The following is an 18,421-nucleotide window of genomic DNA, read 5'->3' on the forward strand; positions in this document are numbered from 1 at the left end:
CGTCCATCAATGCAGCGTACGCGGAATGGACAGGGTGAAGGTGGGAATGGGTGCGTCGAACTCGGTGCCGTCGTCGGCCAGCATCTGGTAGCTGCCGCCCATCGTGCCCACCGAGGTTTCCAGCACCGCGCCGGAGGTGTACTCGAAGGCGTCGCCAGGGCGTATCCACGGTTGCTCGCCGACCACGCCGTCACCGCGCACTTCGTCGACCTTGCCGTTTGCGTCGGTGATCATCCAGTGCCGCGTGAGTAGTCGAGCGGGCACGTCGCCGGCGTTGCGCAGCGTGATGGTGTAGGCGAAAACGTAGCGGTTGTCGCCGGGTTTGGATTGATCGGGGACGAAACGTGTTTCGACCTGCACATCGATCGTGTAGGAAGATTTCTCAGTCATGTCCGGATTGTAGGGCTTGTCGCCACGCATGGGGCACGGCGCGTGGCGCAATTGCATGCGAGGATGCAGGAAGGGTCACTGGCCGCCGTAGATTTTCGCCAGCCGCACGAAATCTCCGGGCGCGAGCGTTTCGGCGCGGGCACCCGGTTCGACGCCGGCACGACGGATGGCGTCGGTATCCATCAACTGCTTGAGTGCATTGTTGAGGGTTTTGCGCCGTTGCGCGAAGGCCGCCTTGACCACGGTGTAGACGTCACCCGCATCGGCATCGTGGCGATCCTGCGGTGCCAGCGGCACCAGCCGCACCACCGCCGACTCCACCTTGGGCGGTGGCCGGAAGGCTTCGGGCGGCACGGTGAACAGCGGTTCCACGCGACAGGCCAGTTGCAGCATTACCGACAGGCGGCCGTAGACCTTGCTGCCGGGTTCGGCGGCCATCCGTTCGACCACTTCCTTCTGCAGCATGAAGTGCATGTCCGCGATCGCGCCGAAGTGCTCGACGCAATGGAACAGGATCGGGCTGGAGATGTAGTACGGCAGGTTGCCGGCGATGCGCAGCCGGTCGATGCCATGGCGCTGCGCCAGTGCGGTGAAATCGACCTTCAGGACATCGGCGTGGATGATCTGCAGCTCGCCGACGCTGGCCGCGCGCGCCTGCAGCGCCGGGATCAGGTCGGTGTCCAGTTCGATGGCGGTGAGTTTGCCGGCCGCTGCCAGCAGTGGCAGCGTCAGCGCGCCTTCGCCAGGCCCGATCTCCAGCACGAAGTCGGTGGCGCGTGGCGCCATCGCGCTGACGATGCGGTCGATGTAGCGGCTGTCGTGCAGGAAGTGCTGGCCGAAGCTTTTCTTGGGGCGCGCGTTCACTGGGTCGTTCCCCGCAGGATTGGCCCCTCGCCGGGCTCCCCGTCACCGAGGGACGAGGAGGGCTGCGTGGAGCCACGAGCCACGAGGTCCAGTGCCATGTTGGCGGCGGCTATCAGGCTGGATGGGTCGGCGCGTCCGCTACCGGCCAGGTCCAGCGCGGTGCCGTGATCGACCGAGGTGCGGATGAACGGCAGGCCGAGCGTGAGGTTGACGGTGCGGTCGAACGCCTCGCTCTTCAGCACCGGCAGCGCCTGGTCGTGGTACATCGCCAGCACGGCGTCGTAGCGCGGACGCATGGTCGGCACGAAGGCGGTATCGGCGGGGAGCGGCCCCAGCAACTGCATGCCCTCGGCGCGTAACTGGTCCAGCACGGGAATCACGGTGTCGATTTCCTCGCGCCCCATATGCCCGCCTTCGCCCGCATGCGGGTTGATGCCCAGCACGGCGATACGGGGATGCGGCAAGCCGAACTTCCCGCGCAACTCGGCATGCACGATGCGCAATACGCGGGTCAGCAACGGGGCGGTGATCGCGTCCGCGACCGCGCGCAGCGGCAGATGGGTCGTTGCCAGCGCCACCCGCAGCTCGGGGCTAGCCAGCATCATCACCACATCGGCCTGCGCCCGTTCGGCGAAGAACTCGGTGTGTCCGCTGAAGGGGATACCCGCTTCGTTGATCGATGATTTCTGCAGCGGTGCGGTGACCACGGCGGCATAGCTTCCCGCCATGCAGCCGTCGGCGGCGATGGCGAGGGTGGTCAGCACATGCCCGGCGTTGCGGGGATCGGGCTGGCCCGGGATTTCTTCCGTTTCCAGCGGCACGTGCCGAACGCGGAGAGTACCCGCCGCACGATCGGCGGGGGCGCTGCCATCGTCGTCGATCAATTCGATCGCCACGCCGCATCGTGCGGCCGCGCGTTGCAGCAGGGCGCGATCGGTGATCGCCACCAGCGTGGCGGCCAGCGGCGTGGCCGCCAACCGGATCAGCAGTTCGGGGCCGACGCCCGCGGGTTCGCCCGCGGTGAGGGCGAGCCGTGGCAGGGACATCGGCATGCTGCGGGTATTACGAGGAAGCGCTGTCGGTGTCGGCGTCGCGCAACTCGGGCACGACGACGTGCACGTAGGCATTGGAGCGGATATCGCGCAGATAGTCGTCGTAGGCCTGCTCGGCCTTGCGGTTGCCGATGGCCTGGCGGGCCTCGTTGCGCTCGAGTTCGACGGTCTGGTCGCTCTGGCGCGTGCCAAGACGCTCCAGGATGTGCCAGCCCGCTTCGCTCTGGAACGGTTGGGACACTTCACCGTCTTTCAGGTTGCCCAGCTGCGCGGCAATGGTCGCGCCCCAGGCCTTCTGCGGGAACCAGTCCATGTCGCCGCCGGCATTGGCGGTGGTGTCGTCGTCGGAATCTTCCTTCGCCAGCTTGGCGAAGTCCTCATGCTTGTTGACGATGCGGTCGTACAGATCGCGGGCTTTCTGCTCGGCCTGGGCCGGCGTCATCAGTTCGCTGGGCTTGATCAGGATCTGTCGTGCGTGGAACTCGGTGACGATCTGCTTGCTCGGCTCGCGTTGACCGATCAGCTTGAGGATGTGGAAGCCGGTGGGGCCGCGCAGTGCATTGCTGACGTCGCCGGGCTTCATGGGCGCCAGCGTTTCGGCGAATGCAGGCGGGATCTCGTCGAGCTTGCGCCAGCCCAGGTCGCCGCCATCGAGCGCATCGGGGGCGTCGGAGTAGCGGATCGCCGCGGCGTTGAAATCCATCCCGCCCTTGATGGCATCGAGCGCCTGCTGCGCTTTCTGCGCGCTGGCCTGGATGGCCGCCGCGTCGGCGCCGCCGGGGATGCTGATCTGGATGTGGGCCAGATGGACCTCACCGGCCTTGTAGGTGGGGCTGCTCAGCAGGTTGTTGATCTCGCTGTCGGTGACCGTGACCGCACTCTGCACCACGCTCTGGCGCAGGCGCTGCACCAGCAGCTGATCGCTCAGCTGGCTGCGGAACGCTGCATAGCTGTCGCCGCTGCGCTCCACTTCCATGCGCAGTTGTTCCGGCGTGATCCTGTTCTGCGCTGCCACGGCGGCAACGGCCTGGTCGACGTCGGCATCGGATACGCGGATGCCCTGTTCGTGTGCCTTCGCGATCTGCAGTTTCATCAGTACCAGGCGATTCAACACCTGTTTCTGCAGAACTTGCTGCGGCGGCAGTTGTTCGGGATGGGCCGCGTACTGCTGCTGTACCGAGGCCACGGCCTGGTCCAGCTCGCTCTGCAGGACCACATCCTCGTCCACCACCGCCACGATGCGATCCAGCGGCTGGCTGGCCGGTGCAGCAGGCGCCAGCAACTGGGCATGGGCCGGGAGCGCGATCGCCAGGGCGAGCAGCAGGGAGGCGAGGAGTTGCTTCATCGATGAAAGCCCGCGTAATGCGATTATTGATAGCCGAGAATATCACGCTGCAAGAGCGAGTCGATCTGATGGCCGGATGAGCCGAGGCCCTTGAAGACGATTTCGAACATGATCGCGTTGTCGCGCTGGTTGCCGCTGCCGGCAGGGTGGCCGTAGCCGCTCTGCTTCACGTAGTTGCGTTCAACCAGCCGCAGCGCCACACAGCAACTGTCGTACTGCACGCCGGCCGCGGCTTCCACCGAATGGCCATCGGGCACCGACCACGCCACCGCGCCCACCACCCGCCAGCGGTCGGAGAGTGGGTAGACCCCCGAAACGCCATATTGTTCCAGCAGGTTGCGGCGATAGTGGTAGGACACGTTGAGGATGCCGTCGTCGCCAACGCGGCGCTGCAACTCAAACGAGCCCATTTCGGTCATCCGGGTATTCGGGCTCCATTGGTAGCTGCTGTTCAACCGCCAGCGGTCGCTCAGCTGCAGGCCGAACTGGGCCACGTAGGCCGAGTGCACCCAGTCGTTTCCGACCACACGCTGCGGCGAGAAATAGTGGATCTGCCCCAGGCTGACCGACATCCGCTCCACGCCGTTCTCGTCCAGCAGCCGGCTGGTCAGTGCGGCGGTGAGGTTGTTGGCGTCCATCTGCCGGTCGGCGCCCGAAAACTGGTTCGGCGAAAACAGCTGCCAATAGTCGAACGACATCAGCCGGGTGTCGAACACCGGCAGGTTGTTCTGGTTGCGGTAGGGCACGTACAGGTAATACAGCCGCGGTTCCAGCGTCTGGGTGTAGCTGCTGCCAAACAGCGACGTGCTGCGATCGAACACCAGCCCGCTGTCGACGCTTACGATGGGCAGGGCACGGGTGGGCGATTGCTCGGTGAACTGCGAAATCCCGCCCGCGCCCAGAAGGGCTCCGCGTGAGCCGCCGTATTTCTGGAAGTCGCCGTCAAGCTGGTAGGCGGTATACCGGTACGCCACCTTCGGCCGCACGAACCACGCGGGTGTACCAAAATAGGCGGCCAGGTAGGGGTACAGATCCTCGCGCTCGCCCTCGATGTAGCCGGGCTTGCGGAACGCGACGGCTTGCGTATCCATGCCGAATTCAAGCCATGGCGTCAGCGGCACATCCATCGAAAAGGTTGCGTAGGGAAGTTGCCGGTACTGCAGCGACGCGTCGGTCACGAACGGGTTTACGTTCTGATAGACGGTGGCGCCCACGGCCGCACTCCACCACTTTCCCGCTCCGCGCACGGCCACGTTGGAACTGAGCGTGCGCACCACGGCGCCGGTGGTCGCCAGGTCTTCGCCGTAATCGTAGTAGTAGCCGCTGTCCGAGGCCCGGTTGATCGAGCTGATCAGGTTCCAGCTCCCCCACAGCCTGGTGACGTTGCTGAAGTTGACCAGGTAACGTTCCGTGTCCTTGGTATCTTCGAGACCAACCCGCTCACCGCGATCGTCCGGCACGTACTGCACGTTGAATTGGCCGCGGGTGCGCGGGAACAGATACCGGAATTCACCGCCCAGCATCGGGCCGCGCGCGGTGTAGATGCGCGGGTCCAGGGTGGCGTCGTAGTTCGGCGCCAGGTTCAGGTAATACGGCGTGCTCAGCTCGAAACCGCCGCGGCTGCTCTTGCCGAAGACCGGGTACAGGAAGCCGCTCTTGCGCTGGTCGTTCACCGGAAAGGAAATGTACGGCAGGTACAGGAACGGCACCTTGCCCAGGCGCATGGTGGCGTTGCGCGCCACGCCCACGCCGGTGGTCTTGTCGATGGCGATCGATTTGGCGCGGAATTCCCACACGTGGTGGCCCACGTCGCAGGTGGAATAGGTGGCGCGGGTATAGCGGGTGCGCTGGGCGTCGAACATCTGGCCCTGCTCGGCGACGCCGTTGCCGCGTGCGTCCAGCATCTGATAGCTCACGTCATGGGCGATGCCGTGGCTGGCGTTGGTGTTGCCCTGCATGTGGCTGGCCGACAGCAGCTGGCCGGCTTCCTGGTAGCGCACGTTGCCGCGGGCGTCGTAATCGGTGCTGACGTTGTTGTAATCGAGGCTGTCGGCCTGCAGCTTCTGGTCGGCGCGGTCGAGTTTCACGTCGCCGGAAAGGTGGTAGACCGCCTGGTCGGAGCTGTCCACGTGCTGCGCCAGCACGCTGGTGGGGCTGGTTTCGCGCAGGCTCGGGTCACGGCTCAGCGTGGGGTCGTAGAAGTCGAGCATCGCGTTGGGTCGGCACATCGCGTAGCTGGGCGGCTTGGGCGGGCAATGGAAGGTGCCCAGCGGACATGCCGTATCCGTGTCTTCCGTGGTGGTGCGGCCCGGCTGCGCGGTTTCCGCCTTGGCCTGATGGCCGATCAGGGCGAGTGCGGCGGCAACGGCCAGCAGGCGTCGTGGGGGTAGCTTGCGCGTCACAATGGGATTCTGCCGACTTCGAAGGCTCGTTAAGCTAGCAGAAAGACCCCATGTACGGCAGGCGGGTACTTCCGAAACCGAGCGAGGATTCAGCATGGCCGAGCAGAAAATCACCAAGTCGGACGCCGAATGGCGGGCGCAATTGAGCCCCGAGCAATATGCCACCTGTCGCTGTTCGGCGACCGAGGCGCCGTTCAGTGGCAAATTCTATGAGCATGATGCCGCGGGCACCTATGTTTGCGCGGCTTGCCAGGCCGAGCTGTTCGGTTCGGACAGCAAGTTCCGGTCCGGCTGCGGCTGGCCCAGCTATTTCCAGCCGATCGCGCCGACAGCGGTGGCCGAGCTGGACGACGACAGTCACGGCATGCACCGCACCGAAGTCGTGTGCGCGCGCTGCGATTCGCACCTGGGCCACGTCTTCCCCGATGGCCCGCCACCGACCGGGCTGCGCTACTGCATCAACTCGATGGCGCTGGATTTCAAGCCGGCCTGATGGCCGAAGGTCTCGGCGGTTCCCGTCACGCCATCAGCGCGCCGACATGGGCGCTGACGCTGGCGGCCAGGGCGCCGAGGTCGTAGCCGCCTTCCAGCGTGGAGACCAGCCGCCCGCCGGCATGGCGCCGGGCCAGCGCCTGCAGTTGATCGGTGATCCAGGCGTAGTCTTCCTGGCCCAGCCGGAGATCGGCCAACGGGTCCTGCCGGTGCGCGTCGAAACCCGCCGACACCAGCACCAGTTGCGGCTTGAACGCGTGCAGCCGCGGCAGCAGCCGGTGCGTCCACAGCTCGCGGAACTCCAGCGAGCCGGCACCGGGCGACAGCGTGCCGTTGACGATATTGCCCACCCCGCATTCGTCCTCGGCACCGCTGGAGGGATACAGCGGTGACTGATGGCTGGACAGGAACAGCACGCGCGGTTCGCGCTCGAAGATGGCCTGGGTGCCGTTGCCGTGGTGGACGTCGAAGTCGGCGATCGCCACCCGCTTCAAGCCGTGCACGGCGAACGCCTGGGCCGCGCCCACGGCCAGGTTGTTGAACAGGCAAAACCCCATCGCCTCATCGCGGGTGGCATGGTGGCCCGGCGGACGCACTGCGCAGAACGCAGCCTCGCACTGCCCGCCGATCACCGCATCGACCGCCGCCGCCACGGCACCGGCGGCGCGCAGTGCCGCCTCGACCGAGCCGGGGCCGATCCAGGTGTCTTCATCCAGTGCATGCAACTCGCTGTCGCCGGCATGGGCCAGGATGCGGTCGACGTGAGTGGCGCTGTGCACGCGCAACAACTGTTCGCGGCTGGCGCGCGGCGCCTCGATGCGGTCGAGTGCCGCGAAGCGGTCGTGATCCAGCGCCTGCAGCACGGCGCGCAGGCGGGCCGGGCGTTCGGCGTGATCGAGGCCGCCAGCGTGCTGCAGACAATCGGCGTGGGTGTAGAGCCGCATCATCCGGCGGTCTATTCCGCGGCGGGTTTGGGCTTCCGCCGGCGTTCGTGCTGCCACAGCACTTCGCCGTGACCGCTGGCGCGCGCCAGCACGCGGCAGATCACGAACAGCAGGTCGGACAGCCGGTTCAGATAGCGCTGCGGCTGCGCGCGGATGTCTTCCGCGCGTGCCAGTGCCACCACTTCGCGTTCGGCGCGGCGGCAGACCGTGCGCGCCAGGTGGCCGCAGGCGGCCGCCATACCGCCGCCCGGCAGGATGAATTCCTTCAATGGCGGCAGCGGTTCGTTGAGGTCGTCGAGGGTCGATTCCAGCCGCGCGATATCGCTGTCCTGCACCGTGGCCATGCCGGGAATGCACAGCTCACCGCCCAGGTCGAACAGGTCGTGCTGCACCTGGGTCAGGACCTCGCGCACGTCATCCGGCACGCCATCGGTGGCCAGCACCATGCCGATCGTGCTGTTGAGCTCGTCGACGGTGCCGTAGGCGGTGACGCGCAGCGAATCCTTGCCCACCCGCGAGCCATCGCCCAGCCCGGTGCTGCCGTCATCGCCGGTCCGGGTGTAGATCCGCGACAGCCGGTTGCCCATCGCCGATCAGCGGGACGAGTGAGCCGCGCCGTTCAGTGCGCGCGACACCTGCGTTGCCAGCACATGCAGCACGGCGCCGATACCCACGTACAAGGCCGTGGTCTGCAGGAACGGCAGGTACCAGTCCGCCATGTTGGCCGACCACGCCGCCATGCTGCGGGGCAGCGGCACGCTGTCGCTCAGCCAGTAGAAGCTGCCGTTGGACAGCAGGTAGCAGACGGCCCAGCTCGCCAGAAAGGCCACCGCGGCCATGCCCAGCGTCTGCAGCCGCAGGCCCACCTGGTAACGCGCCAGCAGGCTGCCGCCCATCCACAGGCTGAAGTAGGCGGGCAGCAGGGCGAGGTACGCCGGCGATACGCAGTAATGACTCCAGAAATCCAGGCCCTGGCCGGAAATCACCAGGTAATCGATCAGCACCGCTTCGGCCATCAACAGCGGGAACGCCCAGCGGCCCGCCCCGCGCAGCCAGAAGCCGGCCAGGAAGAAGATGCCCCACGACGCGTCCGGCAGCGCATCGAAGTGATGCAGGATCGAGTGGTGCATGCGGGTGGCGGCCATCACCACGGCGAGAGCCACGAAAATGCCCAGGCGCTGGGTTGATGTCTTGGGCATGCGGAGGCTCCATGTGCGGCGGTGAGAGATGCGCAGTTTAGCCCAATGTGGCCGCGACGAGAGCCGCGGGTATCATCGGCGGATGAACGCACCGCTTTCTTTCCCCCACTCGAACTCCGGCGTGCTGATCGTTGGCGGCGGCCTGGTCGGCGCCAGCCTGGCCATCGCGCTGGATGCGGCCGGCATCGCCGCCACCCTGGTGGAAACCGTTGCACCGCGCGCCGACCAGCAGCCCAGCTACGACGAGCGCAACCTGGCGCTGGCGCGCGCCACTGTCAACGGCCTGGATGCCATCGGCGTATGGCGTCATGCCGCCGCGCGCGCCACGCCGATCCGGCATATCCATGTGAGCCGCGCGGGCGAGTTCGGCAGCGCGCGCATCGACGCGGCGCGGCATGACGTGGACGCGTTGGGCTGGACCCTGCCCGCGCGTGAACTCGGCACCGCCTTGTTGCGGCGGCTGGACGAATGCACCCGACTGACGCGCCTGGCGCCCGCCACCTTGCAAACCCTGCAGCCGCTGGCGACGGGCTGGCGTGCCGGTATCGCCACCGCCGATGGCGTGCGTCACGTCGATGCGGCGCTGCTGGTGGGCGCTGATGGCAGCGAATCGTTCGTGCGCACGCAACTGGGCATCGATGCGGAACGGCACGACTACCAACAGACCCTGTTTGTCAGCACCGTCACACCGGAGCGCGACCACGCCGGCCGCGCCTACGAGCGCTTCGCCGATGACGGCCCGGTGGCGCTGCTGCCGCTGGCCGAGCGTCGCTGCGGATTGGTGCTTACCGTGCCTGCCGCGCAGGCCGAGGCGGTGGCGACGATGGACGACGAGCACTTCATCGCGCTGGCGCAGCAGCGTTTTGGCTGGCGGCTGGGTCGCCTGAGCCGGCCGGGCCGGCGGCATCCCTATGCCATCCACCGCATTGCCGCACAGCAGGTGATCGGCCCGCGCGCGGTACTGGTTGGCAACGCGGCGCAAACTATCCATCCGATCGGCGCGCAGGGCTTCAACCTCGGCCTGCGCGATGCGCTGACGCTGTCCGAGTTGCTGGCCAGCGCCAGCGATCCGGGCGCCGCCGACCTGCTGCGAGGCTATGCGGCGCGGCGTGCGGCGGATCGCGAAGGCACCATGGCGATGAGCCATGGCTTGGTGCAGCTTGCCTGCCTGCCGCAGCCTTTGCTGGGCCCGCTGCGCTCGCTGGCGCTGCTGGCCTGCGATCGGGTGCCGCCCTTGCAACGCGCGCTGGCGCGGCGCGGCATGGGCTTTCGCGGCGAGCCGCCGCTGGCCGTGCTGGAGCGCTTGCCATGAACCGTCCCTTGCGGGAAATGCCGCGCCGGCGTACTGCGATGCCTGACGTTGCCGTGGTTGGCGGCGGCATGGTCGGCGCCGCCACCGCGCTGGCGCTGGCGCGCGCGGGCTTCGACACGGTGCTGCTGGAAGCGCGTGCGCCCTCGCCGTGGCAGTCGCAGGACGAGGTGGATCTGCGCGTGGTCGGGCTGGCGCCCTCGTCGATCGCGCTGCTGGACGATCTCGGCGTCTGGCCGTCCATTCGCGACGCGCGTGCATCCGCCTATGCACACATGCACGTATGGGACGCGGCCAGCGGCGCGGCGATCGATTTCGATGCGGCGGCCGAAGGTCGGCGCGAACTGGGCTTCATCGTCGAGAACAATCTGGTGCAGTGGGCGCTGTGGCAGGCGCTGGAAGCCGCCGGCGTCCGGCGGCTGTGTCCGTCGGCGGTGCACGGTTTCGAGGCGCGCGAGGATCACGTCCGGCTGCAACTGGATAACGGCGAAACACTGTCGGCAGCGTTGCTGGTGGCGGCTGACGGTAGTTCATCACCCTTGCGCCAGCTGGCGGGCATCGGCACGCGTGGTCGTGATTATGCGCAGCGCGCGGTGGTGGCCCACGTGCATACCGAGCGCCCTCACGAAAGCACCGCATGGCAGCGTTTCCTGCCCGATGGTCCGCTGGCCTTGCTGCCGCTGGCCGATGGCCGCAGCTCGCTGGTGTGGTCGCTGCCCGAGGAGCAGGCGCAACACGTACTCGCGCTGGACGATGCCGCCTTCAGCGATGCCCTGGGCGTGGCCAGCGATTTCCGGCTGGGCCGCGTCACCGGTACCACGCCGCGCGCCTCGTTTCCGTTGAAGCTGCAACTGGCCCAGCGCTACCAGGCCGATCGTTTCGTGCTGCTGGGCGATGCGGCGCATGCGGTGCATCCGCTGGCCGGGCAGGGCGTCAATCTGGGTCTGCGCGACGTGGCCGAACTGCGCGACACGCTGCTGGCCGCGCGCGCCGCCGGCCGGGACATCGGCGCCGCGCACGTGCTGCGCCGCTACGCCCGCCGTCGCCGCAGCGCCGACACGCTGGACGCGCTGGGTTTCGACGCGCTGGCGCGGGTCTACGCCTGGCAATCGTCGCCGCTGGTGGCCGCACGCGGCGCCGGTGTCCGCCTGCTCGATCGCCTCACGCCCTTGAAACGCCTGCTGTCGGGACACGCGGCAGGGCAATAACCACCCACCGGAGCCAACCTCATGCGCATCGTTCGATTGTGTTGCCTGCTCGTGCTTGCCGGCGCGGCGTTTTCCGCCAACGCCAAGATGGTCCATCGTGCCGTGGACTGGACTTTGGACGGCACCAAATTCCACAGCGTGCTGATCTACGACGACGCCACCACGGCGAAACGCCCGGGCCTGGTGATGGTGCCGAACTGGTACGGCGTCAACGATGGCGCGGTGAAAAAGGCCGAGGCGATCGCCGGCAGCGACTACGTGATCCTGCTCACCGACATGTACGGTGAAAAGGTGCGGCCCACCTCCTTCACCGAGGCGCAGGCCGCGGTGAAGCCGCTGTACACCAACCGTGCGTTGATGCGCCAGCGCATCGGCCACGCGCTCGATCAGTTGAAGGCACAAGCCGGCACGGCGCCGCTCGACGTCGCCCGCCTGGGCGCGATCGGTTTCTGTTTCGGCGGTAGCGCGGTGCTGGACCTGGCCCGCAGCGGCGCCGACGTGGGGGCGGTGGTGTCGTTCCACGGCGGGCTGGAAACCGACAACCCGGCGCTGGCGAAAAACATCAAGGCGCGCGTGCTGGTGCTGAACGGTGCCGACGACAAGGGCACCATGCCGGCCGCCGATGCGTTCATGGATGAGATGCGCCAGAGCCCGGCCGACTGGCAGTTCGTGGTGATCGGCCACGCGGTGCACTGCTTCACCGAGGTGGGCGAGAACTCGCCCGGTTGCCGCTATGACGAGCCCATCGCCAAGCGCAGCTATCGCCTGATGCATGACTGGCTGCACGAGACGTTTGCGGGCAAGCCGTAAGGTGAATTCGGTCGCGGTGCCTTTCTGACGAGATGGACGAAGGGCATCGCGGCTGAAGCTGAAGCCGCTCCTGCAAGCCTCGGACTCAGAAGGTGCGCTGCACCGAATAGTCGGCGAGGGTGGCCAGCGCGTCGCGATAGTCGGAAGCGGGCAGGGCGGCCAAGGCATCGCGGGCTGCCTGCGCATGGGCGAGCGCACGCTCGCGGGTGCGCTCCAGCGCGCCGGAGTCGCGGATCGAGGCGATGATGCGGTCCAGCGAATCCAGGCCGCCGTGCTCGATCGCATGACGCAGCGACTGCGCCTGATCGGGGCTGGCTTTTTCCAGCGCGTAGATCACCGGCAGCGTGGGCTTGCCCTCGGCCAGGTCGTCGCCGATGTTCTTGCCCAGCGCTTCGGGGCTGGAGACGTAGTCGAGCAGGTCGTCGGCGATCTGGAACGCGTAGCCCAGCTCCATGCCGTAGCGGCGCAGCGCGTCCACCTGCACTTGCGGCAGTCCGCCCAGGATGCCGCCAAGCTCGGTGGCGGCGGCAAACAGCACCGCGGTCTTGCGCTCGATCACCGCCAGGTACGCCGCCTCGCTGACGTCGGCGTTGCCGATGTTGAGCAACTGCAGCACCTCGCCCTCGGCGATGGTGTTGGTGGTGTCGGCCAGGATGCGCATGATGCGCATGTCGTCCAACTCCACCATCAACTGGAACGAGCGCGAATACAGGAAATCGCCCACCAGCACGCTGGCCGCGTTGCCCCACAGCGCGTTGGCCGTCTTGCGGCCGCGGCGCAGGTCCGATTCGTCCACCACGTCGTCGTGCAGCAAGGTGGAGGTGTGGATGAACTCGATCACCGCCGCCAGCTTCACGTGCTGCTCGCCGGTGTAACCGGCCGCGCCGGCAGCCAGCGTGTGCAGCATCGGGCGCAGGCGCTTGCCGCCGCCGGCAATGATGTGGTCGGCGATCTGGTTGATCAGCACCACGTCGGAGGAAAGGCGGTGGCGGATCAGCGCATCGACGCGTTGCATGTCGGTGGCGGCAAGATCGCGCACCCGGGCAAAGTCGGCGGGGCGGCTGGCGTCGGCTGGCATCGAGGTCATGGGGAAATTCAAGGAGGCTATCGGTTCGATTATAGGGCCGGGCGGCCACCCGCATGGTCTGATCAGCGCACACCATGCGCGGCCGCGACATGTCGCCACAAACCGCGGCGTCGGCCGCGACTCTATAATGCCGCCCATGCCTTCCCCGAAATCGGTACCCCGGTGAGCAAACTCTCCCGCCTGGAACGGCGCAGCGCCCTGACCCTGGCCTGCGTGATCAGCCTGCGCCTGTTCGGCCTATTTTTGATCATGCCGGTGTTTTCGCTGTACGCGAAGACGATGCCGGGAGCCACCGGCTTCATGATCGGGCTGGCGCTGGGTGTGTATGGATTGGGGCAGGTGCTGCTGCAGATTCCGCTGGGCTTGTTGTCCGACCGGATCGGACGCAAGCCGGCGATCACCCTGGGGCTGCTGCTGTTCGCGCTGGGCGGTTTGATCGCGGCGATGTCGCATACGCTGACCGGCATCGTGATCGGTCGCGCGGTGCAGGGCATGGGCGCGGTGGCCGGTGCCGGCATCGCGCTGGCGGCTGACCTCACCGTCGAGGAAAATCGCGGCAAGGTGATGGGCATCATCGGCGTGTCGATCGGGCTGGCGTTCCTGCTGGCGCTGATCCTGGGGCCGCCGCTGGAAGCCATCGACGGCCTGCCCGGCCTGTTTGCGGCCACCTCGATCCTGGCGCTGATCTCGCTGGCGCTGCTGTGGCTGATCGTGCCCACGCCGGAACGGGCGCAGGCGCCGGCCGCGGCCGGTTTCGGCCATGTGCTGGTGATGCTGCGCGACAGCCGCATGATGGTGCTGAACGGTTCGGTGTTCTTCCTGCACGCACTGCTGACCGCCAGTTTCGTGGGCCTGCCGCTGTTGCTGGCGAACACCTTGAACCTGCCGGTGAACCGGCACTGGGAGCTGTACCTGCCGGTGATGGTGGTGGCGGCGCTGGTGATGGGCGGCAGCCTGCGCCACATGCGCGAGATCGGCCAAAGCCTGCGCATCGTGATGGTGTGCGTGGTGGCGATCGGCTTGGCGCTGCTGGGGTTCGCGCTGTCGGGCAACCACCTGATCGCGTTCGGCGTGGCCGCCACGGTGTTTTTCTCCGCGTTCAACCTGCTGGAGGCTGCGCTGCCCAGCCTGGTTTCGCGGTTGGCGCCGGCGCATTTGCGTGGTGCGGCCATGGGCGCGTATTCCACCAGCCAGTTCATCGGCGCGTTTGTCGGCGGCACCTTCGGCGGCATCGCGCTGGGCCGGTTGGGGCCGAGCGGCATTTTCATCTGCGCCGCCGCCATGACCTTGCTGTGGCTACCGCTGGTGGTGGCCGGCGCGCGCCGGATCGGCGCTGACATCAGGGCGACCGCCGCGGCCGAAGTGCCCGCGATCTAGCAGGCTGGGAACAGACGCCGGGAATCCCTGTGGGAGCGGCTTCAGTCGCGATGCTCCTGTCCCTGGGCTTGAAGCAAGGGCATCGCGGCTGAAGCCGCTCCCACATGCCGGAGGTTCGGCGCCCACGAAAGGTGCCGGCAAGGGCTGGCGGCAAGCGGGTCATCGAGCACTACTTGAGCGGCCCGCGCGCAGTTATGATGGCCAGCCTGCTACATCACTCCGGCCGTAATCATGCTTATATATACGGCTGGCTCACCGAGGACATCCCATGGCACGTGGCATCAACAAAGTCATTCTGGTCGGCAATCTCGGCGCGGATCCGGAAATGCGCCACACCGGCGGCGGCACCGCGGTCACTACCCTGAACATCGCCACGTCGGAAAGCTGGACCGACAAGCAGAGCGGCGAGAAAGTCGAGAAGACCGAGTGGCACCGGGTGAAGATGTTCGGCCGCCTGGCCGAGATCGCCGGCGATTACCTGAAGAAAGGCCGCCAGGTCTACATCGAAGGTTCGCTGCGCACCGACAAGTACACCGGCAAGGACGGCGTCGAGCGCTACAGCACCGACATCATCGCCAGCGAGATGCAGATGCTGGGCGGCAATGAGGGCGGCGGTAGCGGCGGGCCGCGCTCGCAGGGCGGCGGGCAGCGCCAGAGTGGCGGCAATTACGGTGGCCAGTCACGCGGCAACGACGACCAGGGCGCGTCGCGCTCTTCACCGCCACCGGCCGACAACGGCTTCGCGGATGATGAAATTCCGTTCTGATTTCTACCGTCAGTTAAATTGTCGCGTATGACCAAAAGGCCATGATTTTCATGGCCTTTTTCTTTACGGCAAGCAGGGGCTGGTCAACGGAGCGGGGGGTGTCTTCCTACCAGGTACCGTATGTACTTTGCTCCATGAAGCGAACCACTTCTTTGAAATTCAGCTCGTAGTGTTGGATGGTGGCGCCTGTCGATGCTGGTCGATGAACATTGCCGAGCCACGCCCACCAAACACGGTAGCGGATGCGCCGCCGCCGGAACCGGAACCGGCATTGGCCTCGGCTAGGCTTGCCAGATGGCTCCGTCAACGTCCCGCCCCCGCCGAACCCGGCCTCGCCCTGCCCGTTTTGCATCAGGATCAGAACGGTCATTGCCGCCGCGACTAGAATGTAGAAGACACTGAAAATCACGAAAATGATGTCTTGGAACCTATGGCGTCTGTTGCGCCGCGGCGCAAATTTCAAGGAAGTCGATTGCAGTCAGTGCCGCGCCGCCAACCAATCCGCCATCTATGTCGGCTTGCGCAAGTAATTTTGCAACGTTGGATGTGGTGACGCTGCCGCCATAAAGCAGCCGGGTCCGACGGGCAATTGAAATATCTTCCTTTTCGAGTTTGCTACGAATGAACGCGTGAACGTCTTGCGCCTGCTGCGGTGTCGCCGTCTCACCGGACCCTATCGCCCAGACCGGTTCGTATCCGATCAACGCTGTGTCGAAGCTCGCGATGCCGTTGAGTTTCAATACCGCATCCAGTTGCTGGCCAATAATCGCCTCTGTTTCGCCACTGTCTCGCTGTTGCCTTGTTTCACCGACACAAAGGATGGGCGTGAGCCCTGCCGCCCGCGCTGCAGCGAATTTTCGTGCGACGCATTCGTTGCTTTCGCCGTGGTATTTGCGGCGCTCCGAGTGGCCCACCAATACGTAGTTCGCACCGACATCCACCAGCATCGCGGCGCTTACGTCGCCCGTGAAAGCGCCCTGACCTTCGCGCTCGCTGAGATCCTGCGCACCGAACTGCAGCCCCGAGCCGAAGAGTTGCGCGCGCAGGCCAGCGATGTAGGGAAGCGGGGGAAACACGGCGATATCGATTTCGGCCGGCATATTGGCGGCAATGGCGCCGGCGAGGTCCGAAGCCATGGAGCGACTGCCGTACATCTTCCAGTTTCCGGCCACAATTTTTCTGCGCATGGTGTGCTTCATAGCTGCACCGGCGCTCCGGTTCTCATGGATTCATCCGCCGCCTCGGCCAACGCCAGTGCGGCCACGCCGTCGGCGTAGCCAACCTGTGCGGGTGCGCCATCGAGCATTTCGGCGAAGTGATCCATTTCACGACGATAGGCTTCCGCGTAGCGGTCGAGGAAGAAGTTCTGGAAGCGGTCGGTCGCGATGCCGTTTTCGCTCCATAGCTGTACGGTGCTTTCGCTGACATTGTCCGCGCGCACCATGCCGGCGGAGGCGAATGCCTCGACCCGCTGGTCGTAACCGAAGCCACTGCGCCGGCTGTTTGAGATGACGCACAGGCGGCCGGAGCCGGTCCTCAGCACGGTCCGCGCGGTGTCGACATCGCCCAGTTCGCCGATGGCCGGGTCCACCAGGCAACTGCCGGTGGCGTAGACCAGCACGGGCTCCTCGCCCAGCAGCCAGCGCGCCATGTCGAAGTCATGGATCGCCATGTCCTTGAACAGGCCACCGGAGACGGCGACATAGGAAGGCGGCGGTGGGGCAGGGTCGTTGGAGGTGATCTGCAGGGTTTCGATCGCGCCGACCGCGCCGCTGTCCAGACGGGCTTTCAAGGCCTGGAAATTGGGGTCGAAACGTCGGTTGAACGCCAGCAACATGTTGGCGCCCGAAAGGCCCGCATGGGCGGTGCGGGCACGGCCGAGATCCTGGTCGATGGGCTTTTCGCAGAAGATCGCCTTGCCGGCGGCAGCCGCGCGCAGGCTGTAATCGAGGTGCGTGTCGGTAGAGCTGGCCACGATCACGCCGGTGACGGTCGGGTCGGCCATGGCCGCATCGAGCGTCGTTACCGTGGTGTTCCATTCGCGGGCCAGCGCCTGGGCCGAGGCGTCGATCGCATCGACCACGCCGGCCAGTTCGATGCGCGGGTGCAGCGCGGCGTTGCGCGCGTGGATATGGCCAATGCGGCCAGCACCGATGAGCACGACTTTATGCATGAGGGTTCTCGTTGGGGAGGGTGAAGACCTGCTGATGGCGCGCGGACCACCCGCACGCCTCAGCCAGGACCAGGGCGGCCACGCCGTCGGCGTAACCGATGAGAGGTTCGGCGCGACCGTGCACCACGTCGGCAAAATGGCCGATCTGGTCGCGGTAGGCGTCGCGATAGCGTTGCGCAAACGCCGGCATGATCGGCGCGCCGCCGGTGCCGTTTTCGGTGAGCGTATGCACGGTGTCACAGGTCACGTTGCCCGCGCGAATCATGCCGAGGGCGCCGAACGCTTCGATGCGCTGGTCGTAGCCATAGCCGCTGCGGCGCGTGTTCGAGATCACGCACAGGCGGCCGCTGGCGGTCTTCAGGACGCAGCGGGCAGTGTCGACGTCTCCCTCGCGGCCGATGTCCGGGTCCACCAGGCAACTGGCCGTGGCGAATACCTGTACCGGTTCCTCGCCCATCAGCCAGCGCGCCATGTCCAGGTCGTGGATGGTGAAGTCCTTGAACAGGCCGCCGCTGGTGGGCACGAAACCCGGTGGCGGCGCGGCAGGGTCGTGGTTCACCAGATGCAGCGACTCCAGCGGACCCACCGCGCCCGCATTCAGTTGCTGTTTGAGGCGGATGAACTGCGGATCAAACCGACGGTTGAAGCCGAGCAGGAAACGCGCGCCGTCGAAACGTGGTTGCGCGGCGCGCACCTTGTCCAGGTCCAGGTCGATCGGTTTTTCGCAGAACACGGCCTTACCCGCGTCGACTGCCGCCAGTGCATGCTCCAGGTGCCGGTCGGTGGTGCTGCATACCAGCACGCCGCCCACGGCGGGATCCCCCAACGCTTGTTCAAGCGTCACCAGTCCTGCGCCATGCTGCGCGGCGAACGCGCCTGCCGCCGGTCGCGGGTCCACTACGTACTTGAGGCGCAGGCGGGGGTGACGGGCGGCATTTCCGCCGTGGATCTGACCCATGCGGCCAGCTCCGATCAGTGCGATGTCGATCTGGTCCAAGAGTAC

18 protein-coding genes and 1 pseudogene are annotated in these 18,421 nt (G+C 66.5%); 6 read left to right on the forward strand and 13 right to left on the reverse strand.

Annotated elements, in window-relative coordinates:
- Nucleotides 1–6: 6 nt before the first annotated feature.
- From apaG to ACFPK0_RS02655, 5 genes are all read right to left on the reverse strand, one after another.
- Nucleotides 7–390 (reverse strand): Co2+/Mg2+ efflux protein ApaG, encoded by a 384-nt coding sequence (apaG, locus tag ACFPK0_RS02635; protein WP_040670114.1) that lies wholly within the window; start codon nt 388–390, stop codon nt 7–9.
- Between the two features lie 75 nt (nt 391–465).
- A complete protein-coding gene (gene rsmA, locus ACFPK0_RS02640; protein WP_056082332.1) occupies nt 466–1,254 on the reverse strand; it encodes a 16S rRNA (adenine(1518)-N(6)/adenine(1519)-N(6))-dimethyltransferase RsmA in 789 nt (262 codons plus the stop codon).
- Complete coding sequence (pdxA, locus tag ACFPK0_RS02645) at nt 1,251–2,300, reverse strand: 4-hydroxythreonine-4-phosphate dehydrogenase PdxA (RefSeq protein WP_377338169.1); 1,050 nt, start codon at nt 2,298–2,300, stop codon at nt 1,251–1,253. The genes rsmA and pdxA overlap by 4 nt, the downstream gene beginning before the upstream one ends.
- Nucleotides 2,301–2,316: 16 nt before the next feature.
- Nucleotides 2,317–3,651: a peptidylprolyl isomerase gene (locus ACFPK0_RS02650; protein WP_377338172.1), complete on the reverse strand. Its 1,335-nt coding sequence runs from the start codon at nt 3,649–3,651 to the stop codon at nt 2,317–2,319.
- A gap of 23 nt (nt 3,652–3,674) precedes the next feature.
- Nucleotides 3,675–6,053: an LPS-assembly protein LptD gene (locus ACFPK0_RS02655; protein WP_377338174.1), complete on the reverse strand. Its 2,379-nt coding sequence runs from the start codon at nt 6,051–6,053 to the stop codon at nt 3,675–3,677.
- Nucleotides 6,054–6,147: 94 nt separating this feature from the next.
- On the opposite strand from ACFPK0_RS02655, the gene msrB reads away from it, so the two are divergent.
- A complete protein-coding gene (msrB, locus tag ACFPK0_RS02660) occupies nt 6,148–6,546 on the forward strand; it encodes a peptide-methionine (R)-S-oxide reductase MsrB (RefSeq protein ID WP_056082322.1) in 399 nt (132 codons plus the stop codon).
- Nucleotides 6,547–6,571: 25 nt separating this feature from the next.
- Here msrB and ACFPK0_RS02665 read toward each other — a convergent pair whose 3' ends face one another.
- Genes ACFPK0_RS02665 through ACFPK0_RS02675 form a run of 3 tightly spaced genes read right to left on the reverse strand, consistent with a single transcriptional unit; the run spans nt 6,572 to nt 8,688 of the window.
- Nucleotides 6,572–7,492 carry a histone deacetylase family protein gene (locus ACFPK0_RS02665; protein ID WP_377338177.1) on the reverse strand — a complete coding sequence of 307 codons (921 nt, stop codon included), beginning with the start codon at nt 7,490–7,492 and terminating at the stop codon, nt 6,572–6,574.
- An 8-nt stretch (nt 7,493–7,500) separates the two neighbouring features.
- Nucleotides 7,501–8,076, reverse strand: coding sequence for a cob(I)yrinic acid a,c-diamide adenosyltransferase (locus ACFPK0_RS02670; protein WP_056082316.1), 576 nt, complete (start codon nt 8,074–8,076; stop codon nt 7,501–7,503).
- A 6-nt stretch (nt 8,077–8,082) separates the two neighbouring features.
- The gene (locus ACFPK0_RS02675; RefSeq protein ID WP_377338179.1) at nt 8,083–8,688 is read right to left on the reverse strand and encodes a hypothetical protein; all 606 of its coding nucleotides are present in this window, start codon (nt 8,686–8,688) and stop codon (nt 8,083–8,085) included.
- Nucleotides 8,689–8,770: 82 nt separating this feature from the next.
- Here ACFPK0_RS02675 and ubiH point away from each other — a divergent pair, with 82 nt between their 5' ends.
- Genes ubiH through ACFPK0_RS02690 form a run of 3 tightly spaced genes read left to right on the forward strand, consistent with a single transcriptional unit; the run spans nt 8,771 to nt 12,015 of the window.
- Complete coding sequence (gene ubiH / locus ACFPK0_RS02680) at nt 8,771–10,000, forward strand: 2-octaprenyl-6-methoxyphenyl hydroxylase (RefSeq protein WP_377338181.1); 1,230 nt, start codon at nt 8,771–8,773, stop codon at nt 9,998–10,000.
- A complete protein-coding gene (locus ACFPK0_RS02685; RefSeq protein ID WP_377338183.1) occupies nt 9,997–11,205 on the forward strand; it encodes a UbiH/UbiF/VisC/COQ6 family ubiquinone biosynthesis hydroxylase in 1,209 nt (402 codons plus the stop codon). The genes ubiH and ACFPK0_RS02685 overlap by 4 nt, the downstream gene beginning before the upstream one ends.
- Nucleotides 11,206–11,226: 21 nt before the next feature.
- Nucleotides 11,227–12,015: a dienelactone hydrolase family protein gene (locus tag ACFPK0_RS02690; protein ID WP_056606153.1), complete on the forward strand. Its 789-nt coding sequence runs from the start codon at nt 11,227–11,229 to the stop codon at nt 12,013–12,015.
- An 85-nt stretch (nt 12,016–12,100) separates the two neighbouring features.
- Here the strand turns inward: ACFPK0_RS02690 and ACFPK0_RS02695 are convergent, their stop codons facing one another.
- Nucleotides 12,101–13,102, reverse strand: a complete 1,002-nt coding sequence (locus ACFPK0_RS02695; RefSeq protein ID WP_377338185.1) for a polyprenyl synthetase family protein — start codon at nt 13,100–13,102, stop codon at nt 12,101–12,103.
- A 162-nt stretch (nt 13,103–13,264) separates the two neighbouring features.
- Between ACFPK0_RS02695 and ACFPK0_RS02700 the strand changes: the two genes are divergently transcribed.
- Both ACFPK0_RS02700 and ssb read left to right on the forward strand, forming a co-directional pair.
- Nucleotides 13,265–14,479, forward strand: a complete 1,215-nt coding sequence (locus ACFPK0_RS02700; protein WP_056606145.1) for an MFS transporter — start codon at nt 13,265–13,267, stop codon at nt 14,477–14,479.
- A gap of 268 nt (nt 14,480–14,747) precedes the next feature.
- A complete protein-coding gene (gene ssb / locus ACFPK0_RS02705) occupies nt 14,748–15,245 on the forward strand; it encodes a single-stranded DNA-binding protein (RefSeq protein ID WP_056082294.1) in 498 nt (165 codons plus the stop codon).
- Between the two features lie 201 nt (nt 15,246–15,446).
- Here ssb and ACFPK0_RS02710 read toward each other — a convergent pair.
- From ACFPK0_RS02710 to iolG (ACFPK0_RS02725), 4 genes and pseudogenes are all read right to left on the reverse strand, one after another.
- A pseudogene (locus tag ACFPK0_RS02710) lies at nt 15,447–15,660 on the reverse strand (hypothetical protein); the annotation flags it as partial.
- A 13-nt stretch (nt 15,661–15,673) separates the two neighbouring features.
- Nucleotides 15,674–16,432 carry a triose-phosphate isomerase gene (gene tpiA, locus ACFPK0_RS02715; protein WP_056084101.1) on the reverse strand — a complete coding sequence of 253 codons (759 nt, stop codon included), beginning with the start codon at nt 16,430–16,432 and terminating at the stop codon, nt 15,674–15,676.
- An 8-nt stretch (nt 16,433–16,440) separates the two neighbouring features.
- The gene (iolG, locus tag ACFPK0_RS02720) at nt 16,441–17,418 is read right to left on the reverse strand and encodes an inositol 2-dehydrogenase (RefSeq protein WP_377338188.1); all 978 of its coding nucleotides are present in this window, start codon (nt 17,416–17,418) and stop codon (nt 16,441–16,443) included.
- The gene (gene iolG, locus ACFPK0_RS02725; protein ID WP_377338190.1) at nt 17,411–18,415 is read right to left on the reverse strand and encodes an inositol 2-dehydrogenase; all 1,005 of its coding nucleotides are present in this window, start codon (nt 18,413–18,415) and stop codon (nt 17,411–17,413) included. Before iolG (ACFPK0_RS02725) ends, iolG (ACFPK0_RS02720) begins: the two co-directional genes overlap by 8 nt.
- Nucleotides 18,416–18,421: the final 6 nt, after the last annotated feature.

Source organism: Rhodanobacter ginsenosidimutans, assembly GCF_042655685.1.
Taxonomy (GTDB): Bacteria; Pseudomonadota; Gammaproteobacteria; order Xanthomonadales; family Rhodanobacteraceae; genus Rhodanobacter; species Rhodanobacter ginsenosidimutans.